13 protein-coding genes are annotated in these 14,716 nt (G+C 67.0%); 5 read left to right on the top strand and 8 right to left on the bottom strand.

What is annotated here, in order from left to right:
• Positions 1–126: 126 nt before the first annotated feature.
• From AC1DEZ_RS14215 to AC1DEZ_RS14190, 6 genes are all read right to left on the bottom strand, one after another.
• Positions 127–327, bottom strand: coding sequence for a hypothetical protein (locus AC1DEZ_RS14215; protein WP_441511147.1), 201 nt, complete (start codon positions 325–327; stop codon positions 127–129).
• The gene (locus AC1DEZ_RS14210; protein ID WP_441511146.1) at positions 324–1,505 is read right to left on the bottom strand and encodes a phage portal protein; all 1,182 of its coding nucleotides are present in this window, start codon (positions 1,503–1,505) and stop codon (positions 324–326) included. The genes AC1DEZ_RS14215 and AC1DEZ_RS14210 overlap by 4 nt, the downstream gene beginning before the upstream one ends.
• 131 nt (positions 1,506–1,636) lie before the next feature.
• Positions 1,637–2,920, bottom strand: a complete 1,284-nt coding sequence (locus tag AC1DEZ_RS14205; protein WP_476779830.1) for a DNA-packaging protein — start codon at positions 2,918–2,920, stop codon at positions 1,637–1,639.
• Positions 2,880–3,281, bottom strand: coding sequence for a hypothetical protein (locus AC1DEZ_RS14200; RefSeq protein WP_476779829.1), 402 nt, complete (start codon positions 3,279–3,281; stop codon positions 2,880–2,882). The genes AC1DEZ_RS14205 and AC1DEZ_RS14200 overlap by 41 nt, the downstream gene beginning before the upstream one ends.
• A 159-nt stretch (positions 3,282–3,440) precedes the next feature.
• Complete coding sequence (locus AC1DEZ_RS14195; protein ID WP_441511126.1) at positions 3,441–4,022, bottom strand: LOG family protein; 582 nt, start codon at positions 4,020–4,022, stop codon at positions 3,441–3,443.
• A complete protein-coding gene (locus AC1DEZ_RS14190) occupies positions 4,019–5,401 on the bottom strand; it encodes a dipeptidase (RefSeq protein ID WP_441511125.1) in 1,383 nt (460 codons plus the stop codon). The genes AC1DEZ_RS14195 and AC1DEZ_RS14190 overlap by 4 nt, the downstream gene beginning before the upstream one ends.
• Before the next feature lie 185 nt (positions 5,402–5,586).
• Between AC1DEZ_RS14190 and AC1DEZ_RS14185 the strand changes: the two genes are divergently transcribed.
• A complete protein-coding gene (locus AC1DEZ_RS14185) occupies positions 5,587–6,930 on the top strand; it encodes an Nramp family divalent metal transporter (RefSeq protein WP_441511124.1) in 1,344 nt (447 codons plus the stop codon).
• 141 nt (positions 6,931–7,071) lie between these two features.
• Here AC1DEZ_RS14185 and AC1DEZ_RS14180 read toward each other — a convergent pair whose 3' ends face one another.
• On the bottom strand, positions 7,072–8,610 hold the full coding sequence (locus tag AC1DEZ_RS14180; protein WP_441511123.1) for a helicase HerA-like domain-containing protein: 1,539 nt from the start codon (positions 8,608–8,610) through the stop codon (positions 7,072–7,074).
• A 155-nt stretch (positions 8,611–8,765) separates the two neighbouring features.
• On the opposite strand from AC1DEZ_RS14180, the gene AC1DEZ_RS14175 reads away from it, so the two are divergent.
• From AC1DEZ_RS14175 to scpA, 4 genes are all read left to right on the top strand, one after another.
• Positions 8,766–9,152 (top strand): DUF2267 domain-containing protein, encoded by a 387-nt coding sequence (locus AC1DEZ_RS14175; protein ID WP_149130337.1) that lies wholly within the window; start codon positions 8,766–8,768, stop codon positions 9,150–9,152.
• 181 nt (positions 9,153–9,333) lie between these two features.
• Positions 9,334–11,307 carry a methylmalonyl-CoA mutase subunit beta gene (locus AC1DEZ_RS14170; protein ID WP_441511122.1) on the top strand — a complete coding sequence of 658 codons (1,974 nt, stop codon included), beginning with the start codon at positions 9,334–9,336 and terminating at the stop codon, positions 11,305–11,307.
• Between the two features lie 14 nt (positions 11,308–11,321).
• Positions 11,322–12,146: a bifunctional hydroxymethylpyrimidine kinase/phosphomethylpyrimidine kinase gene (gene thiD, locus AC1DEZ_RS14165; RefSeq protein WP_441511197.1), complete on the top strand. Its 825-nt coding sequence runs from the start codon at positions 11,322–11,324 to the stop codon at positions 12,144–12,146.
• A complete protein-coding gene (scpA, locus tag AC1DEZ_RS14160) occupies positions 12,143–14,311 on the top strand; it encodes a methylmalonyl-CoA mutase (RefSeq protein ID WP_441511121.1) in 2,169 nt (722 codons plus the stop codon). The genes thiD and scpA overlap by 4 nt, the downstream gene beginning before the upstream one ends.
• A 63-nt stretch (positions 14,312–14,374) precedes the next feature.
• Here scpA and AC1DEZ_RS14155 read toward each other — a convergent pair whose 3' ends face one another.
• Complete coding sequence (locus AC1DEZ_RS14155; protein ID WP_476779828.1) at positions 14,375–14,647, bottom strand: hypothetical protein; 273 nt, start codon at positions 14,645–14,647, stop codon at positions 14,375–14,377.
• Positions 14,648–14,716: the final 69 nt, after the last annotated feature.

The following is a 14,716-nucleotide window of genomic DNA, read 5'->3' as shown; positions in this document are numbered from 1 at the left end:
GCTTCGCCAGCGTGCGGACGAAGCTGCTGAAGGTCTCCGTCGTCACGCCTTGGGGGCGCGCCTTGGCCGGCTGTGGCCGGCCGGTTCCCGGCCTGGTCGATGGCGGTTTGGCATCGCTGCTGCCCTTCATGATGGATCCCCCTCGTGGCGCGCGTTGAAGCGGTTGAGTTCGCGGACGAAGTCGTCGAAGCGGCGGTTCGCCGCGGTCAGTTCGCGTAGGACGAGCCAGGCGAGGCCGGAGGCGCTCGCGGCCCAGAGCAGCAGGCCGAGATGGCCGACATCGGCCCGGCCGATGAAGGCCGTAACGATTTGGTCGAGCATGTTCATGATTGCTCCTTCCCGGAGGCGCGCCGGCCGTAGCCGACCGCTTCGCGTTTCTCGTCGTCGTCGAGGAAATTCGCCGCGCCGACGCGCCGCCAGAGCGATTCGCGCTCGTCTGCGAGCGCCTCGACCGCATCGAGATCAGGTTCCAGCAAAAGGTCATCGCCGAAGGCGGGGCCAAGCCATTGCGCCAGCGACTGCGCCGTGCGTCTCACCAGTGGGATCACGGTCTGGCGCCAGAGTGCGCGGTTGGCCTCGGCGAAATTGGCGTGCGTGTTGTCGCCGGGCAGGCCGAGCAGCAGCGGCGGCACGCCGAAAGCGAGCGCGATCTCGCGCGCCGCCGCGCCCTTCGCCGAGACGAAATCGAGTTCCGCCGGGGTTAACGAGAGCGGCTTCCAGTCGAGACCGCCTTCAAGCAGCAGCGGGCGGCCGGCATTGCGCGCCCCTTGAAAGGAATCCTCCAGCTCCTGCTTCAGCCGGTCGAACTGCGCCTCGGTCAGCGTCGCGCCTTCCGGCCCGTCATAGACCAGAGCGCCCGAGGGCCTTGCGGCATTGTCGAGCAGGGCCTTGTGCCAATTGCTGGCGGCGTTGTGGATGTCCAGTGCACTCGCCGCCGGCTCGACCGGCGAGAGGCCATAGTGGTCGTCGACCGGGTGGAACAGCGTCAGATGCAGGATCGGCGGCAATTCGCCCTCATCCTGCCTGAAACGCACCGTGTCGCCGCCGACGGTGTAGTCATAGCCCTCCGGCCAGCCGTCGCGGCCGGGCACGACGCGCATCCGGTCGGGCCTCAGCGCATAGAGCTCGCGCGGCTCGCGACTGGTGCTCACCGCCTCGACATAGGCGTTGCCGGCAACGAGCAGATGGCCGAACAGCATCTCGCGGAAGGCGATGCCGCCCTGGCGGGGATTGGGCCGCTCGACCAGCGCCAGCGCCGGATGCTCCGGCATCTCGCGGTCTGCGACCTTGGCGACGAGCGGCGTCTGCGCCGCGGCCTCCGCGATCAGGCGGATGCAGCGATGCACCACCGGGTTGCGCTCATAGCCCTCGCGCGACAGGGCGACATAATCGCGGGGCGTCCAGACCGCCCGCCCCGCCTCGTGCAAGGCGATGAGCGGCCCGACGCGCGAGCGCTTCTGGTCCGGCGCGGCTCGGCCGCGCAGGTTGCGAAGGAAATCGAACATGGAGGTCTCGCTGTTGGAGCGTGAAACGACGTGGCGTCATGGTCGGGCTTGACCCGACCATCTCGGAAACCAGCGCCCTCTCGTCATGAGATTCCCGGGTCGAAGCTTCGCTGCGCCCGAGAATGACGCCTCTACATCCCCCTCACCCGCGGCCGGCCCTTCGGCGCGAGCATCAGATGGGTCAGCGCCCAGACGAGCGCGTCGAGCCGGTCGGGCGAGCGGCCGCCTTCGAGGCCGCGCGGCCCGAAGGCGCACATCTCGTCCTCCAGCTCCGGGAAGGTGCCGGCATGGCGCACGCGGCACTGCGCATAGAGCGCGGCGACCGGCTCGGCGCGCAGGTATTTGCCGCGCGTTGCCCGCACCGAGAGCACGGGAACGCCGGCATCGACCTCGCGGATCACGCTCTCGACCATCTCGCCGCCTTGGTTGACCTCAACGACCAGCGCATCCGCCTCGTGCCGGCGATAGAGCGCCACGGCCCTCTCCGCCCACTCCTGCGGCCGTGCGCCGGCAAGCGTCGCATCCTCCAGCACATGGCCGATGCCGTCGCGATCGATGCCGGCCACAACCAGCCCGCAGCGATCGGCGCGCTGCGAGGAGGAGGCCGGTGGATCGACGGCAACGGCGATGCGGGCGAGCGGCGGATGCTGCCGCTCGCGAGCCGCCTCGATCATCGCGCGGGTCCAGAGCGCGTCCGGGCTCTCCTCGACGATCTCGCCATCGAGCTCCTGCCGGCCGAGGCGCGTCCCGCCATAGGTTTCGGTGACGGTACGGACGAAGTCCGCGGCGAGGTTGAAACGATTGTCCCGCGTCTTCGCCCGGCTGACCGCGACATGCGGCTCGGCCAGCAGGCGCTTGACCAGCGGCACCGGGCGCGGCGTCGTCGTGATGACCTGCCGAGGGTGATCGCCGAGGCGAAGCCCGAATTGCAGCATGTCCCAGCACTCCTGAAGGTTCGGCCATTTCGCCATTTCGTCGGACCAGGCCGCGCCGAATTGCGGCCCGCGCAGCCCTTCCGGGTCTTCCGCGGAGAAGACCTGCGCGATCGCGCCGTTTGGCCATTGCAGGCGGCGCAGCGAGGGCTGCCAGATCGGCCGCTCCCAGCGCGTGTGGATTGCGAGCAGGCCGGAGACACCCTCGATCATCACGTCGCGCACCTGACCCTGGGTCTCGCCGATCAGGGCGATGCGCCCGGTCCGTATCTCTGCGAAGGGCGGATGGCCCAGTGCCATGCCCTTGACCCATTCGGCGCCGGTGCGGGTCTTGCCGGCGCCGCGTCCGCCGAGGACGAGCCAGATCGGCTTCGCAGGTTGGGGCGGCAACTGGTCCGGCCGCGCCCAGATCGTCCACTCCGCCATCACGGTCTCGACAATCTCAGATGGGGCCGTCTCCACCAGCTTCTTGAGCACCCTCACCCGCCTCTTCGGCGGCAAGTGCTTCAAGACGTCGAGCAAGCTCCTGACGGAGCGGTGCGACATGTCGCAGACCGTCCGCAGCAGAGAGTTCATCAGGCTGCTTATCCCTTTTCGCGGTCTGCGGCTCTTCGATCGCGACCAGCTCGCGCACGGTCCGCGCCAGCGTCGCCAGTGCCTTGGCGTCGGCCTCGCTCGCCGGTGCCCCCTTCGGCAGATCGGCGAGATGCTGCTCATGTGAATCGAGCTGGCGCTTGGCGGCGTGCCAGAGCTGGCCCACCACCGCTCTCCGGGAGACCGGCTGGCGTTTTCGCTTCGGTGCGGCGGGCGGTGGCAATGTTTCCATGCTGTCGTCTTCGGCCATGCGTCCCTTCCCGGATGACGGGCACGAAAAAGCCGCCGGCTGAGGGCGCGGCGGCTTCGTTCGGGCAGATTTCGTGAGCGTTCCTGATCTCTACACGATCAGCGTCACGTTGTCAAGATAATATTCCTACAACCTGGAGGCGCAAACTGCGAGAAAAAGTCAGGCTTGTTCCTTCTCGATCCATTTGTAGGTCGCGGCCGGAACGTAGTTCCCCATCCGGTCCAGCAGCGTCGCCGGCTCGGTATCGGTCATCGCCATGGCGCGATGGCTCTGCTTCAGGAAACCAGCCTCGACGGTCTGGTCGAGGAAGGTCGCCAGCGGATCGTAGAAACCCGCAACGTTCAGCAGGCCGAGCGGCTTGGCATGGATACCGAGCTGCCCCCAGGTCCAGATCTCGAACAGCTCCTCGAAGGTGCCGATGCCGCCGGGCATGGCGATGAAGCCGTCCGAGAGCTCGGCCATCCGCGCCTTGCGGGTGTGCATGGTGTCGACCACCTCGAGCCAGGTCAGCCCGATATGGCCGACCTCCTTGTCCTTCAACGCCTTGGGAATGACACCGTGAACCTGGCCGCCCGCTTCCAACGCCGCGTTGGCGACAATGCCCATCAGCCCGACGGCACCGCCGCCATAGACCAGCGTCAGACCGCGCCGGGCGATCTCGCCGCCCATGGCCCGGGCTCCCGCCGCATAGACGGGATCAATGCCGGGATTGGAACCGCAGAAGACACAAACCGATCTCATGTACCAAGAGCCTGCAAGATACGGGCCCAGGAACGCTGGCCCTTGTGGAAGGAGGACATGTCGTACTTTTCGTTCGGCGAGTGCACTCGGTCGTCGTCGAGGCCGAAGCCGACGAAGAGGGTATCGATGCCGAGCGTCCGCTTGAAATCGCCACCGACCGGGATCGAGCCACCGCTGCCGATCGAGACCACGCGCCCACCCCATTCATCGGCGAGTGCCGTGCGCGCCTTCTGAAGCACCGGCGAATCCGTCGGGACCGCCAGCGCCGGCGAGCCGGAATGGCTGATGAACTCTGCGGAGACATCCTCCGGCAGCCGGTCGCGGACGAACTGACGGAAGGCTTCGGCGATCTTGGCCGGATCCTGATCGCCGACGAGGCGGAAGGAGACCTTGGCCGAGGCTTTTCCGGGAATGACGGTCTTGCTGCCCTCGCCGGAATAGCCGCCCCAGATGCCGTTGACGTCACAGGTCGGGCGCGACTGGATCTGCTCGATCAGCATGCGCCCCTTCTCACCGATGGAATGCTTCAGCCCAACCTGCCCGAGGAACTCCTTCTCCGTCAGGTTGAGATCGGCCCACTCCGCCTTCTGGGCATTGGTCGGCTCATGCACGCCTTCGTAGAAGCCGGGAACTGTGATGCGGCCGTTCTCGTCGTGCAGCTCGCCGAGGATCTTCGTCAGCACATGGATCGGGTTGCAGGCCGCGCCGCCGAACAGGCCGGAATGCAGATCGCGATCGGCAGCCGTCAGCGTCACCTCCTGATAGACCATGCCGCGCAGGGTCGAGGTGATCAGAGGCGTCTCGCGGTCCCACATGCCGGTGTCGCAGACCAGCGCGTAGTCGGCCTTCAGCTCGGCAGCATTGGCCTTGATGTAGCCGGGAAGGTTGACCGAGCCGGATTCCTCCTCGCCCTCGACCAGGATCGTCAGCCCGATCGGTAGGTCGCCGGTCTCAGCCAGCATCGCGCGCACGGCCTCGATGAAGGTCATCACCTGCCCCTTGTCGTCGCAGGCGCCGCGAGCCGAGATGACCTTGCGGCCGGGCTCCAGCTCGCGCACGGTCGGCTTGAACGGGTCGGTGTCCCACAGGCTCAGCGGGTCGACCGGCTGCACGTCATAATGCCCATAGAACAGCGCATGCGGCGCGCCCGGCTTCGGCCGATGGGCGAGGACGACGGGGTGTCCGCCGGTCTCGCGCAATTCCGCCTTGAAGCCGAGAGATTCAAGATCGGCCCTCAGCCATTCGGCAGCGGCGCGTGTCTGCGCATTGAACGCCGGATCGGTGCCGATCGAAGGGATTTCGAGCCAGGAAGACAGGCGTTCGAGGGAAGCGTCGAGCCCGGCGTCGAGACGGTCGAGAATAGCGGGGAGCTTGGTCATGGCAGCCATCGGAAGCGATTCAGGTGACGCCATCATGGCAAGAGCCCAAACCGGCGTCAGCCCACAATCGTGCATTGCCGCCCGGCCCGATCGCAGCTCTAATTGACAACGCTTCGCAACTGCATTGACAGCATGCGGAACGGCGGCTACTTCTTATTGCAAACAAGTCGCAGCAAGGTCAGATCATGTCGCAAGGCGCCCCGGAATCCTCGTCGATCTGGCTACGATCGCGGGGCGAGCCCTCCCTGACGGATGTTTTTCGCACCATCAAGGTGACGCCGACCTCCTCGACCTGGCGAAAGTTCCTGGCCTTCTTCGGTCCGGGTTATCTCGTCGCCGTCGGCTATATGGACCCCGGCAACTGGGCAACCTCGCTCGCCGGCGGCGCCCAATTCGGCTACACGCTGCTGGTCGTCGCCCTGGTCTCGAACCTGATGGCGATCATCCTGCAGTCGCTCTGCGCGCGGCTCGCCATCGCCACCGGCCGCGACCTCGCCCAGGCCTGCCGCGACGCCTATCCGCCCTACATGGCCTGGCCGCTCTGGCTGCTGGCCGAGCTCGCGATCTGCGCGACCGACCTCGCAGAAGTGATCGGCACCGCGATCGGCCTCAACCTCCTCTTCGGCATCCCGCTCGAGATCGGCGTTCTGATCACCGCCTTCGACGTCTTCATCATCTTATGGCTGCAGACGCGCGGATTCCGGTGGATCGAGGCCTTCATCATCACGTTGCTCGGCGTCATCGCGCTGTGCTTCGGCATCCAGATCGCGCTCGCCGATCCGAACTGGGGCGAAGTGATCCGCGGCTTTGCGCCGACGACCGAGATCGTGACCAACCCGAACATGCTCTACATCGCGCTCGGCATCATCGGCGCGACGGTCATGCCGCATAATCTCTACCTGCACTCCGGTATCGTGCAGACCCGCGCCTATGGCCACACACTGCCTGAGAAGCGCGAGGCACTGAAGTTCGCGACGATCGACTCCACCGTGGCGCTCTGCTTCGCGCTGCTGATCAACGCGTCCATCCTGATCCTCGCCGCGGCGACCTTCTATAAGGCCGGCCATCACGACGTCGCCGAGCTCGGCAAGGCGCAGGAACTCCTGCAGCCGCTGCTCGGCGCCTCGATCGCGCCATCGCTCTTCGCCATCGCCCTGCTCTGCTGCGGCCTCAACTCGACCGTGACTGCGACCATGGCCGGGCAGATCGTGATGGAAGGCTTCCTGCGCATCCGCCTGCCCGCCTGGATGCGGCGGCTGGTGACGCGCCTCGTCGCGATCGTTCCGGCGATCGCGGTCACGCTGATCTATGGCGAGAGCCAGACGGCGAAACTGCTCATCCTGAGCCAGGTCGTCCTCAGCCTGCAGCTGCCTTTCGCGGTGGTGCCGCTGGTCATGTTCACCGCATCGAAGGGCAAGATGGGCGCTCTGGTGGCGCCGCGCTGGCTCAGCCTGACAGCGGGCTTCATCGCCGCGATCATCATCCTGCTGAACCTCAAGCTGCTGTTCGATCTCGCGACCGGGGCGTGACGGCGGCGACAGCGTTCCGATAAAGAACTCGTCATGCTCGGGCTTGGCCCGAGCATCTCCTGCCAAAAGACGCGCCAGTGCCCTTTCGGGGCTGAGATTCTCGGGTCTGCGCTTCGCTCCGCCCGAGAACGACGCCCGGGCTCAGCGCTTCCCGGACATCGAGCCGAGAATGCCGCGCAGGATCGCGTTACCCACCTGGCGGCCGATCGAGGTCGCGGCCGAGCGCGCGGCCGAGGTAATGACCTTCTCCGCCATGCTCTGCGGCAGCGGACCGCCACGCGAACCCGGCCCTGTCTTCGGGCGCTGCTGGGGCGCGCCGCCGCCGAGCCAGCCGCCGATCGTGTCGAGGATGCCCCCTCCCCCACCGGTGGACGCCTCGATGGACGAGCCGTCCGGATTGAGGTTCTTGCGCTTCATCAGCACTTCATAGGCCGACTCGCGGTCGATCATGGTGTCGTACTTGCCCTTCTCGGGCGAGGCATTGATCGCCTGCTGGCGCTGCTGCGGCGTGCATGGACCGACCTGCGCCATCGGCGGCGCGATCAGCGCGCGCTCGACCATCTCCGGCGAGCCCTTGCCCTCCAGCATAGAGATCAGCGCCTCGCCGACGGCGAGCTGGCTGATCGCCTCTTCCGTCTTGATCTTCGGGTTCTGGCGGAAGGTCTCGGCAGCGGCGCGCACGGCCTTCTGGTCGCGCGGGGTGAAGGCGCGCAGCGCGTGCTGGACACGGTTGCCGAGCTGGGCCAGCACCGTGTCGGGGATATCGAGCGGGTTCTGCGTGACGAAATAGACGCCGACGCCCTTGGAGCGGATCAGGCGAACGACCTGCTCGACCGCCGTCAGCAGCGCCTTGGGGGCGCCGTTGAAGAGCAGATGCGCCTCGTCGAAGAAGAAGACGAGCTTCGGCTTGTCGAGATCGCCAACCTCGGGAAGCTGCTCGAACAGCTCCGAGAGCAGCCAGAGCAGGAAGGTCGCGTAAAGCCGCGGATTGTTCATCAGCTTGTCGGCGGCGAGGATGTTGACGATGCCGCGGCCGTCGCGATCCGTCTTCATCAGGTCGTTGATGTCCAGAGCCGGCTCGCCGAAGAACAAATCGCCCTTCTGGTTCTCCAGTACCAGCAGCGCGCGCTGGATCGTGCCGACGGTCGCGGAGGTGACATTGCCGTATTTGGTGGTCAGGTCCTGCGCATTCTCGGCGATAAAGGTCAGGATCGCACGCAGATCCTTGAGATCGAGCAGCAGGAGCTTCTGCTCGTCGGCGATGCGGAAGGCGATGTTGAGCACGCCCTCCTGCGTGTCGTTGAGATCGAGCAGGCGCGCTAGCAGCAGCGGCCCCATCTCGGAGATCGTGGCCCGGACCGGGTGCCCCTGCTCGCCGAACACGTCCCAGAAGACGGTGGTGAACTGATCAGGTTCGTATTTCAGCCCGAGTTCCTTGGCCCGGTTGACGAAGGCCGGCTTGGAATCGCCCGGCGCCACGATGCCGGAGAGATCGCCCTTGATGTCGGCAGCGAAGACCGGGACGCCGTTGCGGGCGAAGCCCTCGGCCATGACCTGGAGCGTCACCGTCTTGCCGGTTCCGGTCGCGCCGGTCACGAGACCGTGGCGATTGGCGAGCTTGAGCAGCAGGTTCTCCGGCTTGCCGCTCTTGCCGATCAGAATCGCGCCGTCATCCGCCATCACACCCGCCTATGAGATTTCCCAGAACGTCAGTGGAGGGTGTAACCAAACGACGCAGAAGGCGGAAGCCCAAGCCCGTTGGAATCAGATCGTAAATATGTAAACTATTTTTACTGGGCTTCGCGGCGAAGCCGTTTGGCGAGGGGATTGGGACCATGGAAGAATTGCTCACGCGAGTGGCCGCTGCGGCCGGCATCAACGAGGAACTCGCCCGCAAGGCGGTCGGCATCATCCTCGCTTTCCTGCAGAAGGAAGGCCCGGCGACCGAGATCGGCCAGCTGATGGCTGCCCTGCCGGGCGCGCAGGCGCTCGCGGATGCCGAAGGAGGCGCCAAGGGCGGCATGCTCGGCGCGATCGGCGGGCTGATGGGCGGTGGCGGCGGCGTCATGGCGCTCGGCGGCCAGCTCATGGGCGCGGGCCTCTCGATGGGCCAGATCCAGAGCGTGTCCAAGGAAATGTTCGCCGTCGGCCGCGAGAAGGCCGGCGAGGACGCAATGGGCGCGATCGTGGGCGCCATTCCGGGGCTCGGCCAGTTCGTCTGATCCCGATCGATATTTTTGCGCCGTCGCGACGCCGTCCTTGTGCGGCATAGCGGCGGCGTTTTGTATCCCCTTCGTATTTCTGCACCTGCCCTGCGACGAAGTAGGGATGGCGGTGCGCGCCCGCCCATGGCAATCAGCGCTCCACGGCTGCACATTGTGCGGAAGAGGAGCATCGGCGCGCATGAACTCGGCTGCCCCATCCGACCTTCCCTACCTCGACGCCTTCCCGGCGCCGTCGCATGACGTCTGGCGTGCGGCGGTCGACAAGGTTCTGAAGGGTGCGGATTTCGAGAAACGGCTGGTCGGCCGCACCGCTGATGGCATCCGCATCGAGCCGCTCTACCCCGCTGCCTCCCCCACCGCGCGGGCCTTGCGCTCCGAAGCCGGGCGCTGGCATGTCGCCGCGCGGCTCGACCATCCCGCGCCGAAGGAAGCCCAGGCGCTTGCGCTCGCCGATCTGGAAGGCGGCGCCGACACGCTGACGATCAGCTTTGCGGGCGCGCCGGCGGCACGCGGCTATGGCCTCGTCGCCGATGATGTCGCAACTCTCGATGCCGCGCTCGACGGCGCGATGCTCGATCTCATCCAGCTGCGGCTCGACCCTGCCCCGGAGGGCCGCATCAACGCCTTGCTGCTGGCGGCGCTGATCGAGAAGCGGGGCCATGCGCCGGCCGAGCTTTCCATGGATTTCGGCCTCGACCCGATCGGCGTCTTCGCCGGCCTCGGATCGCTCGCCGTCTCCTGGTCGGAGGTCGGGCGCCGCCTCACTGAGACCATCCGCGCTCTCAAGGACCGCGGCTTCTCCGGCCCGTTCATCACTGTCGACAGCCGCCCCTATCACGAGGCCGGCGCCAGCGAGGCGCAGGAACTCGGCGCAGCGCTTGCCACCGCGGTTGCCTATCTGCGCACGCTCGAAGCGCAGGGATTTTCACTGGCAGAGGCGCGCGACACCCTCTCCTTCACGCTTGTCGCCGACACCGACGAGTTTCTGACGGTCGCGAAATTCCGGGCTGCCCGGCTGCTCTGGAAACGTATCCAGCAGGCGTGCGGGCTGACCCCGAAGCCGGCGCGAATCCATGCGGAGACGGCCTGGCGTTCGCTGACCAGGCGCGATCCCCATGTCAATCTGCTGCGCGGCACGGTCGCAGCCTTCTCGGCCGGAGTCGGCGGGGCGGATTCGCTGACCGTCCAGCCCTTCACCGCCGCGCGCGGTCTGGCCGACGCCTTCGCGCGCCGCGTCGCGCGCAACACGCAGTTGATCCTGCTCGAAGAGAGCAATCTCTGGCGCGTCGCCGATCCGGCGGCTGGCGCCGGCGGCTTCGAGGCGTTGACGCAGGCACTTTGCGAGAAGGCCTGGCAAGCCTTCCAGGAGATCGAGCGGCAGAGCAGCGGCGATCTGCGCGGCATCGTCGCCGGGCTCGCCAACGGTTCCGTCCAGAAGACCCTCGCCGAGCAGAGGGCAGCGCGCACGAAGGCGATTGCCACCCGCCGGGAGCCGATCACCGGCACCAGCGAGTTCCCCAATATCGGCGAGGGCGTGGTGACCGTGCTGGAAGTCGCGCCGGTCGTCCGCGGAGAACGACGTCCTCCCGGCAGCCTCGCCGAGCGCAACCAGGGCGAAATCATACGCTCCTTCGTCGGCGGAGCCGGCCGGGCCGATGCCCGGATCGCGCCCGGCGCGGCCCTGCACGCGGATGCGCTGCCCTCGCTCAGATTGTCGGAGCCGTTCGAGGCTCTGCGCGACAAGGCCGATGCCCTGCCGCAACGCCCGGTCGTCTTCCTGGCGACGCTCGGCTCCATCGCCGACTTCACCGCGCGCGCCGGCTTTGCCCGCAACCTGTTCGAGGCCGGCGGCCTTGCCGCGCCGAGCGGCGACGGCTTCGCCACCGACGGCGCCACCGATCTCGACGCGCTGGTCGGGGCCTTCCGCGCCTCGGATGCGAAGCTCGCCTGCCTGTGCGGTTCGGAACCGGCCTATGCCGCAGAAGGCGCTGCCGCGGCCGAAGCGCTCGCCGCGGCCGGTGCCACGGTCTGGCTCGCCGGCCGCCCCGCCGACAGCGAAGCTTTGAACAAGGCCGGCGTATCCTCGTTCATCTTCATGGGTTGCGATGTGGTCGAGGCGCTCGAACACGCGCAGGCCATCGCAAGGGCCTGATCGGAGACATGAGTTTGACTGCCATCGCCCTCACCATCGCCGGCTCGGATTCGAGCGGCGGCGCCGGCATCCAGGCCGATCTGAAGACCTTCGCGGCGCATCAGGTCTATGGCGCCAGCGTCATCGTCGCGCTGACCGCGCAGAACACGAAGGGCGTCAGCGCCATCCACGCCGTGCCGCGCGACTTCGTCGCCCAGCAGATGGACGCCGTCTTCGAGGATCTCGATGTCGGCGCGGTCAAGATCGGCATGCTGGCGACTGCCGAGTTGATCGAGACAGTCGCAGCCGGCCTGAAGCGCCACGGAGCGAAGAACGTCGTGCTCGATCCCGTCATGATCGCGGCTTCCGGCGCGCGGCTGCTCGAGACATCGGCGGTCGAGGCAATCCGCAAGCACCTCTTTCCGCTCGCGACGCTGATCACCCCGAACCTGCCCGAGGCCGCCGCCCTGCTCGGCTCCAGCATGGCGGAGACCGAACAGGCCGTCGACGAGCAGGCCGAGAAGCTTGCAGCGCTGGGCGCCGCCAATGTCCTGATCAAGGGCGGCCATGGCAGCGGCGATATCAGCAGCGACCTCCTGTTGCTCGCTGGCGGCGCGCGCCAGCGCTTCAATGCGCCACGTGTCTCGACCCGCAACACGCATGGCACCGGCTGCACCTTGTCCTCTGCGATCACCGCCAATCTCGCCAAGGGGCTGGCGCTGCCGGAGGCTGTCGGTCACGCCAAGACCTATATTTCCGCCGCCATCGCCGCCGCCGACGAGGTTGCGGTTGGCCAYGGCCACGGACCGGTGCATCATTTCCACCACTGGTGGGACAGGACCGACGGGAGCCAGCCATGACCGCGATCCCGGATTTCACGAAGCTCGCCTTCGCCGACACCCGGACGGCGGCGTCTGCAGACTTAGCGGCGGCCGAACCCTGGATGACACCGGAAGATATTCCGGTAAAGCCGCTCTATACGGCCGCTGACCGCGAAGGGCTGCCCTTCGTCGAGACGCTTCCGGGTATCGCGCCCTATCTGCGCGGCCCCTACCCGACGATGTACGTCAACCAGCCCTGGACGATCCGGCAATATGCCGGCTTCTCCACGGCCGAGGATTCGAACGCCTTCTATCGGCGCAACCTCGCCGCCGGACAGAAGGGGCTCTCGGTCGCCTTCGACCTCGCCACCCATCGCGGCTATGACAGCGACCATCCGCGCGTCGCTGGCGATGTCGGCATGGCGGGCGTCGCGATCGACTCGATCTACGACATGCGCACGCTGTTCTCCGGCATCCCGCTCGACCAGATGAGCGTGTCGATGACGATGAACGGCGCCGTTCTGCCGGTTCTGGCGCTCTATATCGTCGCGGCCGAGGAACAGGGCGTGCCGCAGGCCAAGCTCTCGGGGACCATCCAGAACGACATCCTCAAGGAGTTCATGGTCCGCAATACCTATATCTACCCGCCCTCGCCCTCGATGCGGATCATCGGCGACATCTTCGCCTTCACCTCGGCGAACATGCCGAAATTCAACTCGATCTCGATCTCCGGCTACCACATGCAGGAGGCGGGAGCGACGCAGGACCTGGAACTCGGCTACACGCTCGCCGATGGCGTCGAATATATCCGCGCAGGCCAGCAGGCGGGGCTTTCGGTCGATGTCTTCGCGCCGCGCCTGTCGTTCTTCTGGGCGATCGGCATGAACTTCTTCATGGAAGTCGCCAAGATGCGCGCCGCCAGGCTGATCTGGGCGAAGCTAGTCAAGGACTTCGGCGCGCAGAACGAGAAATCCCTGCCGTTGCGCACGCACTGCCAGACCTCCGGCTGGTCGCTGACGGCGCAGGACGTGTTCAACAACGTGCCGCGCACGATGATCGAGGCGATGGCGGCGACGCAGGGGCACACCCAGTCCCTGCACACCAACGCGCTCGACGAGGCGCTGGCGCTGCCGACCGATTTCTCCGCCCGCATCGCCCGCAACACCCAGATCCTGCTGCAGCAGGAGAGCGGCACGACGCGGATCATCGATCCCTGGGGCGGCTCCTATTATGTCGAACGGCTCACCGCGGAACTCGCCGAGAAGGCCTGGGGCCATATCCGGGAAGTCGAGGCGCTCGGCGGTATGGCTAAGGCGATCGAGGCCGGTATCCCGAAGCTGCGGATCGAGGAGGCCGCCGCCAAGACCCAGGCCCGCATCGACGGCGGCCAGCAGGCGATCATCGGCGTCAACTGCTTCAAGCCGGAGAATGAGGCTTCCATCGAGGTGCTCAAGGTCAACAACGCCTCGGTGCGCGCCCAGCAGCTCGACAAGCTGAAGCGCCTCAAGGCCGAACGTGACGAGACCGAGGTGCAGGCTGCCCTAGCTGCGCTCACCGATGGCGCGGCCGGCAATGCCAATCTGCTCGACCTCGCGGTCAAAGCGGCGCGCGCCAAGGCCACTGTCGGCGAGATTTCCATGGCCATGGAGAAGGTGTTCGGGCGCCACAGGGCCGAGATCAAGGCGATCTCGGGGGTCTACAAGCGGGAGGTCGGCGAGATGAACCCAGCCGTCACGCGGGTCCAGCTGATGTGCGGGGCTTTCGAGGAGGCCGATGGGCGCCGCCCGCGCATCCTCGTCGCCAAGATGGGGCAGGACGGGCACGACCGCGGCCAGAAGGTCATCGCCTCGGCCTTCGCCGATCTCGGCTTCGACGTCGATATCGGACCTCTCTTCGCGACGCCCGATGAAGCGGCGCGCCAGGCGGTCGAGAACGACGTCCACATTGTCGGCGTGTCCTCGCTGGCGGCAGGACATCTCACGCTGGTGCCGGAGCTGAAGGCGGCGCTGGCCAAGGCGGGCCGGCCCGACATCATGATCGTGGTCGGCGGCGTCATCCCGCCGCAGGATTTCGACGCCCTGATCGAAGCGGGCGCCTCGGCGATCTTCCCGCCCGGCACCGTCATCGCCGACGCCGCCGAGAAGCTTCTGGAAGAGCTGAACCAACGGCTGGGCTACGCCCAGCGCACGGTCGCTGCGGAGTAACGAAAAGGCGGGCGCTGCCCTCGGACCGCGCCCGCCCCATGGTCACAGCCGGCGTGGCGACACTTACCGCCAGCCGTAACCATAGCCGTAGCGCGGCGGAGGCGGCCGCATGCCGTAACCGTCGTAGTAGCGGTGCCAGCGACGCTGGCCCCAGAAGCCATGGACGGCGGGCGGCGCGGGCCGCCAATCGGCGCCATAAGCCGGGCGCTCATAGGCGGGCTCGTAACGGCCGCCGAAAGCCTGGGCATTTCCTGCTCCGGCGAAGGTGGAAGCGGCGAGCACGATGCCGCCCAGTGCGAAGGCCGCCAAACCTAAGCGGGCGCGATTGCGGAACATGGTCCCTGTCCTGTCTCGCGGCGGGGAGAATTCCCCTGCCGTGAGAGGAACATTCGCAAAACCCGGCTG

This window comes from Allobosea sp. 10L422 (genome assembly GCF_056395345.1).
This window is presented reverse-complemented; position numbering and strand designations above follow the sequence as displayed.

Coding starts and splice junctions, on each gene's coding strand:
- AC1DEZ_RS14175 (WP_149130337.1), top strand. CDS start 8,766: ATGGAAGAATTGCTCACGCGAGTGGCCGCTGCGGCCGGCATCAACGAG.
- AC1DEZ_RS14215 (WP_441511147.1), bottom strand. CDS start 327: ATGAACATGCTCGACCAAATCGTTACGGCCTTCATCGGCCGGGCCGAT.
- AC1DEZ_RS14200 (WP_476779829.1), bottom strand. CDS start 3,281: ATGGCCGAAGACGACAGCATGGAAACATTGCCACCGCCCGCCGCACCG.
- AC1DEZ_RS14170 (WP_441511122.1), top strand. CDS start 9,334: ATGAACTCGGCTGCCCCATCCGACCTTCCCTACCTCGACGCCTTCCCG.
- scpA (WP_441511121.1), top strand. CDS start 12,143: ATGACCGCGATCCCGGATTTCACGAAGCTCGCCTTCGCCGACACCCGG.
- AC1DEZ_RS14185 (WP_441511124.1), top strand. CDS start 5,587: ATGTCGCAAGGCGCCCCGGAATCCTCGTCGATCTGGCTACGATCGCGG.
- AC1DEZ_RS14210 (WP_441511146.1), bottom strand. CDS start 1,505: ATGTTCGATTTCCTTCGCAACCTGCGCGGCCGAGCCGCGCCGGACCAG.
- AC1DEZ_RS14195 (WP_441511126.1), bottom strand. CDS start 4,022: ATGAGATCGGTTTGTGTCTTCTGCGGTTCCAATCCCGGCATTGATCCC.
- AC1DEZ_RS14155 (WP_476779828.1), bottom strand. CDS start 14,647: ATGTTCCGCAATCGCGCCCGCTTAGGTTTGGCGGCCTTCGCACTGGGC.
- AC1DEZ_RS14180 (WP_441511123.1), bottom strand. CDS start 8,610: ATGGCGGATGACGGCGCGATTCTGATCGGCAAGAGCGGCAAGCCGGAG.
- AC1DEZ_RS14190 (WP_441511125.1), bottom strand. CDS start 5,401: ATGACCAAGCTCCCCGCTATTCTCGACCGTCTCGACGCCGGGCTCGAC.